The 6,298-nt window shown below is 54.2% G+C and carries 4 protein-coding genes; all 4 read right to left on the reverse strand.

Going from position 1 to position 6,298, the window contains the following annotated elements; genetic code table 11:
• Positions 1-213: 213 nt before the first annotated feature.
• Positions 214-1,953, reverse strand: a complete 1,740-nt coding sequence (gene aceK, locus AK59_RS0123320) for a bifunctional isocitrate dehydrogenase kinase/phosphatase (RefSeq protein WP_029883951.1) — start codon at positions 1,951-1,953, stop codon at positions 214-216.
• Between the two features lie 50 nt (positions 1,954-2,003).
• Positions 2,004-3,308, reverse strand: a complete 1,305-nt coding sequence (aceA, locus tag AK59_RS0123325; protein WP_020686610.1) for an isocitrate lyase — start codon at positions 3,306-3,308, stop codon at positions 2,004-2,006.
• Positions 3,309-3,340: 32 nt separating this feature from the next.
• On the reverse strand, positions 3,341-4,942 hold the full coding sequence (gene aceB / locus AK59_RS0123330) for a malate synthase A (protein ID WP_013095022.1): 1,602 nt from the start codon (positions 4,940-4,942) through the stop codon (positions 3,341-3,343).
• 270 nt (positions 4,943-5,212) lie between these two features.
• On the reverse strand, positions 5,213-6,142 hold the full coding sequence (gene metA, locus AK59_RS0123335) for a homoserine O-acetyltransferase MetA (protein ID WP_013095021.1): 930 nt from the start codon (positions 6,140-6,142) through the stop codon (positions 5,213-5,215).
• Between the last annotated feature and the right edge of the window lie 156 nt (positions 6,143-6,298).

Consider the following 6,298-nt stretch of genomic DNA (forward strand, 5'->3'; position numbering starts at 1 on the left):
TATCAGGCAAGCAGCATCAGGCACAGACGGGTTCTGTCATACCTGAGTCTGGCAGAAGAAGTCATCCGGCATGAGCCCGGGAAAGTAAGACGCCTGAATATAGTTAACGAGATGAAAAAGCTGGGAAAAGAGTACAGTAATATGGTCATGGTGGCATGACCATATTACTGGGGATCCCTCAGCCCACAGGGAGAGGGAGAAAACATGATGCCCTTACCCTGCGGGAGAGGGAGAAAACCGGATGCAAAACCGCTGCTTACGACGGTAGGCGTACACATCTTCCACATGCCCGTTTTTGATCCGCGTTTGCAGTCCGCGCCAGTAGCTGGCGCGGAACAGATCCTCATGCATCTCTTCAAACAATGGCCCAATACGCGGGTCGGCGCACAGCCAGTGGCGAAACTCCTCGGGAAAGACATCGCCCGGTGAGACGCTGTACCACGGCTCGCCGGAGAGTTCATCTTCCGGGTAACGGGGCGGCGGGATATCGCGGAAATTAACCTCGGTCATGTAGCAAATTTCATCGTAATCATAGAACACTACCCGCCCGTGTCGGGTCACGCCGAAGTTTTTAAACAGCATGTCGCCGGGGAAGATATTGGCAGCGGCAAGCTGACGAATCGCGTTGCCGTACTCTTCAATGGCATCTTTTAAAGCCTGACCGTCGGCCTGTTCCAGCCAGATATTCAGCGGCACCATACGGCGCTCGATATACAGATGGCTAATCGCTATTTTGTCGCCCAGATCGGTGATTTTTGCCGGTGCTTCCTGCAGTAACAGGGCCATTAAAGCCGGATCGATCTGCCGCTTATCCAGCACAAAATTTTCAAACTCCTGCGTATCCGCCATGCGTCCGACGCGATCGTGTTCTTTCACCAGCTGATAGCAGGCACGAACATGCGCTGCGGTCATCTCTTTCTGCGGCGCGAATGTATCTTTGATGACCTTAAACACCCGGTCAAATCCCGGCAGCGTAAAGACCAGCATCACCATGCCGCGAATGCCGGGCGCTTCGATAAATTGCTCATCGGCGGTGGTGACATAACGCAAATACTCCCGATAGCTTTCCGTTTTGGCATGCTTCTGACAGCCAATCGCCATATACAGCTCGGCGGTGGTTTTGCCCGGCAGGATCTCGCGCAGCCACTCCACCAGGGCGGCAGGCAACGGAGCGTAGACCATAAAATAGGAGCGGGCGAAGCCAAACACAATGCTGGCCTCGGCGCTGGTGGTCAGGCAGGTATCGACAAACAGTTCACCGTCATCAGTACGGTGGATGGGCAGCAGAAACGGCACGGTGGCGGAGGGCGTCACCAGCTTGCCCACCAGCCATGCGGCTTTATTGCGGTAGAAAAGCTCGTTGGCGACCTGCAAATGGCAGTGGCTGAGCGCCTCTTCGCCAAAGGATTCGTGGAGATGGGCGATGATAAAGCCAATATCGCGGGCTTTATTCTCCCACGGCAAACGCAGCGGTAAATCTGTTAACACGCGGTGCAGGAGCTTCTCCCAGCCGTGGTCGGGGAAAAAATCCTTCGCCAGCGGGCGCGGAATGGTGCGAAAACGGCGCTCCGGCTGGGAGCTAAAAATAAATAACCGCTCAGGAGATAATGAGCGGTGGTCAAATAACCGGCAATACACGGAGTTGAAAAAGCTCTCCGCAATCTCGAAGCGCGGGTAGTCTGGCAACAAATGGGTGTAGTGCTCCTTAACGCGCAGTAAAAATGCCGCGTCAGGGTTTTTACCATCGGTAATGCAGCGCAGCTGTTCCACCACCAGACCCACGTGATGATCGTAGAGGTGAATACGCTGCTTCATGGCCTGCTGGACCGCATGCCAGTCGGCGTGCTCAAAGCGCTGCTGCGCGCCGGAGGTGACTTCCAGAAAACGACCATACTGGGCATCGAAGCCCTGCAAAATAGTCTGTGCAATCAGTAATTCCAGACCACGCGACATAGATTCCCCCTCACCCCAACCCTCTCCCCAGAGGGGAGAGGGGGAAAAGATTAGAACTGCGCTTCTTCTGTTGACCCCGTTAAGGCGGTGACGGAGGAGGCGCCGCCCTGAATAATCGTGGTCACATTATCAAAGTAACCGGTTCCCACCTCCTGCTGATGAGAAACAAAGGTATAGCCCTCTTTGCCCGCGGCAAACTCCGGCTGCTGCACTTTCTCGACATAGTGCTTCATGCCTTCACCCTGCGCGTAGGCGTGCGCCAGGTCGAACATGTTGAACCACATGCTGTGGATCCCCGCCAGGGTGATGAACTGATACTTGTAGCCCATGTCTGACAGCTGCTGCTGGAAGCTGGCGATGGTTTTATCGTCCAGATTCTTCTGCCAGTTGAAGGACGGCGAGCAATTATAGGCCAGCAGTTTGCCCGGGTATTTGGCGTGGATAGCATCGGCAAAGCGTTTTGCCAGCGCCAGGTCCGGCGTGGAGGTTTCGCACCATACCAGGTCTGCGTACGGTGCATACGCCAGGCCACGGCTGATGGCCTGCTCAATGCCAGCATGGGTACGATAGAATCCTTCGCTGGTGCGCTCGCCGGTAATGAACTCGCTGTCGTATGGATCGCAGTCAGAGGTGATCAGGTCAGCCGCGTCCGCGTCGGTACGGGCAATCACCAGCGTCGGCACGCCGAGCACGTCAGCGGCAAGACGCGCAGCGACCAGCTTCTGAATCGCTTCCTGGGTCGGGACCAGCACTTTGCCGCCCATGTGTCCGCATTTCTTCACCGAGGCCAGCTGATCTTCGAAGTGTACGGCCGCTGCACCGGCCTCAATCATCGATTTCATCAGCTCAAAGGCGTTCAGCACGCCGCCGAAACCGGCTTCTGCATCCGCGACGATCGGCAGGAAGTAGTCAATAAAGCGCGGATCGTTTGGCTCAATACCTGCCGCCCACTGGATCTGATCCGCACGGCGGAAGGTGTTGTTGATCCGATCCACCACCGACGGCACCGAGTTTGCCGGATAGAGCGACTGATCCGGATACATGCTGGAGGCCAGGTTGGCATCCGCCGCGACCTGCCAGCCGGAAAGATAAATGGCTTCGATACCGGCCTTCGCCTGCTGCAATGCCTGACCGCCGGTCAGTGCACCAAGGCTGTTGATGTAGCCCTTTTTGGAGCCGCCATGCAGCAGATGCCACATCTTCGCCGCGCCATTTTGCGCCAGTGTGCATTCCGGATTGACCGAGCCACGCAGTTTCACCACCTCCTCAGCGCTGTATGGGCGACGGATACCTTCCCAGCGCGGCTGTGTCCACTCTTTCTTCAGTTCTTCTATTTGTTGGGTACGGGTTTTCATGTGCAGATGCTCCATATTGTTATGTGGTGGATTTACGCAAGCAGGCGGTAGCCTGGCAGGGTGAGGAAGTCGATTAAGTCATCTGAGGTTGTGATTTGCTCCATCAGGCGGGCGGCATCATCAAAACGTCCGCTGCTGAAGCGGTGTTCGCCCAGCTCGTCCTGAATGACGCGCATCTCTTCCGCCAGCATCTGGCGGAACAGGGATTTGGTCACCGGCTTGCCGTTGCTGAGCGTTTTCTGATGGTGGATCCACTGCCAGATAGAGGTACGGGAGATTTCTGCCGTCGCCGCGTCTTCCATAAGACCGTAGATGGGCACACAGCCGTTACCAGAAATCCAAGCTTCGATGTACTGCACGGCAACGCGGATATTGGCGCGCATGCCCTCTTCCGTGCGTTCACCCGAGCACGGCGCCAGAAGTTGCTCTTCTGCGATTGGGGCATCGTCATCACGGGTGACAAACAGCTGGTTTTTGTTGTCGCCGAGCACGTGGTTAAAGACTTCCATTGCCGTATCGGCCAGGCCTGGATGGGCGATCCACGTGCCGTCGTGACCGTTACGCGCTTCAAGCTCCTTGTCAGCTTTCACCTTGTTGAGCACCTGATTGTTACGCTCAGCGTCTTTGCTCGGAATAAAGGCCGCCATGCCGCCCATCGCAAAGGCACCGCGCTTGTGGCAGGTTTTAATCAGCAGGCGCGAATAGGCGCTGAGGAACGGTTTATCCATGGTGACAACCTGGCGATCCGGCAGTACGCGATCGGGGTGGTTTTTCAACGTTTTGATATAGCTGAAGATGTAGTCCCAGCGTCCGCAGTTCAGACCCACAATGTGATCGCGCAGAGCGTGCAGGATTTCATGCATCTGGAATACGGCAGGCAGCGTTTCAATCAGCAGGGTGGCTTTAATGGTGCCACGCGGCAGGTTGAAGCGATCTTCCGCGTAGCTGAACACCTCACTCCACCAGGCCGCTTCCTGCCAGGCCTGGGTCTTCGGCAGGTAGAAATAGGGGCCACTGCCTTTTGCCAGCAGGTTTTTGTGGTTGTGGAAGAAATAGAGGGCAAAATCAAACAGGCTGCCCGGAATCGCTTCTCCGCGCCACGTGACGTGTTTTTCCGGCAGGTGCAGGCCGCGTACGCGGCAGATCAGAACCGCCGGATTGGGTTTCAGCTGATAAATTTTACCGGCTTCGTTGGTATAGCTGATGGTGCCATTAACGGCATCGCGCAGGTTGATCTGCCCGTCGATAACTTTACGCCAGTCCGGGGCCAGGGAGTCCTCAAAATCCGCCATAAAGACTTTAACGTTGGCGTTCATGGCGTTGATCACCATTTTGCGCTCTACCGGACCAGTGATCTCAACGCGGCGATCCTGCAAATCTTCAGGGATGCCGCGGATTTTCCAGTCGCCGCGTCGAATGGAAGCGGTTTCCGAAATAAACCCAGGCAGCTTGCCATTATCAATTTCCTGCTGTTGATGAATGCGTGCAGCCAGCAGCTTATTGCGCTGCGGCGTAAAGCGGGTCACCAGTTCAGTCAGAAATTCAACCGCCTCAGCCGTCAAAATTTGCTGTTCTTGCTCGCCATACGGCTGGGTAAAGGCCAGTTCATCGACCGTCGTTGCCTGTTGAGTCATCACTCTGCTCCTCATCAAAGATCCAAATTCACATCCCCAATGCGAACGAAAGATCGTTGTGTAGTTTTCGCTCAGCAGAATTAAGACTATCTCTATTTTTTCCAAAATCAAAAACAATTTCCATTTTAAATTCAATTTAAATTCAACTTATTGATTACTATGAATTTAAAGTTTTATTGCATGTTGAGTTGAATTTCGGAAATAAAAAAGGCACCCGAAGGTGCCTGATGTGAATAGCTGAAACGCTTTAGGATCGTTTTATGCAGAAGATTACTCCAGCGTCGGATTCATGTGACGCAGATCGTATGGCGTTATCTGGTAGACGTAATAGTTGAGCCAGTTGGTAAACAGCAAATTCCCGTGACTGCGCCAGGTGGCTCGCGGTTTGTTCTGGGGATCGTTTTTCGGGAAGTAGTTGTACGGCACATCCGGATTGAGACCCGCTTCGACATCACGGAAATACTCTGCCGCGAGGGTGTGTGGATCGTATTCAGGATGCCCGGTTACAAAGGCAATACGTTTATCTTTGCTGGCAAACAGGTAAGCATCGCCATCTTCTGTTTCGGCCAGGATCTCCAGATCGGTGTAGTCGCGAATCAGCTGCGCCGGGAAATCGGCGTAGCGCGAATGCGGGGCCAGGAACGAATCATCAAACCCACGTGTCAGCAAGGCATGAGGGTGAAGAATGTGGTGTTCGTATACGCCGGAGAGTTTTTCGGTACGGGTTTGTTTGGGGATGCCATAGAGGATATTCAGCGCGGCTTGTACCGCCCAACAGACAAACAGCGTGGACGTGACGTGATCTTTTGCCCACTCCAGTACCTGTTTGATCTGCGGCCAGTAGGCGACATCATTAAATTCTACCAGGCCCAGCGGCGCACCGGTGACAATCAGTCCGTCGAAGTTTTCCTCGCGGATATCGTCGAAGTTACAGTAGAAGTTATTCAAATGCTCAGAAGGCGTGTTACGCGACTCACGGGCATCGATCCGCAGCAGCTGAATATCCACCTGAAGCGGAGAGTTCGAAAGCAGGCGCAGGAACTGATTCTCTGTTTCGATCTTTTTCGGCATCAGATTAAGAATGAGCACCTTCAGGGGGCGAATTTCCTGACCTGTCGCGCGTGAAGTGGTCATCACAAAGACGTTTTCTTCACGTAAGAAATTGACGGCTGGTAGCTCGTCCTGCACCCGAATCGGCATAACCTTGTATCCTCACAGCATACGTATAAACGTTTAGACATCCAGACAGCCAACGATACCCAGAATTGGCGTGAATGTCGAGTCTGCAAGCTAAAGGTGAGAAAGTTTCAAGGAGAGGGAGAAAAACAAAAGCAAAAACCCCGCACCTTACGGTAC

It is taken from the genome of Enterobacter sp. T1-1 (assembly GCF_000710795.1).
GTDB lineage: Bacteria > Pseudomonadota > Gammaproteobacteria > Enterobacterales > Enterobacteriaceae > Enterobacter > Enterobacter cloacae.

Coding starts and splice junctions, on each gene's coding strand:
- aceK (WP_029883951.1), bottom strand. CDS start 1,953: ATGTCGCGTGGTCTGGAATTACTGATTGCACAGACTATTTTGCAGGGC.
- aceA (WP_020686610.1), bottom strand. CDS start 3,308: ATGAAAACCCGTACCCAACAAATAGAAGAACTGAAGAAAGAGTGGACA.
- aceB (WP_013095022.1), bottom strand. CDS start 4,942: ATGACTCAACAGGCAACGACGGTCGATGAACTGGCCTTTACCCAGCCG.
- metA (WP_013095021.1), bottom strand. CDS start 6,142: ATGCCGATTCGGGTGCAGGACGAGCTACCAGCCGTCAATTTCTTACGT.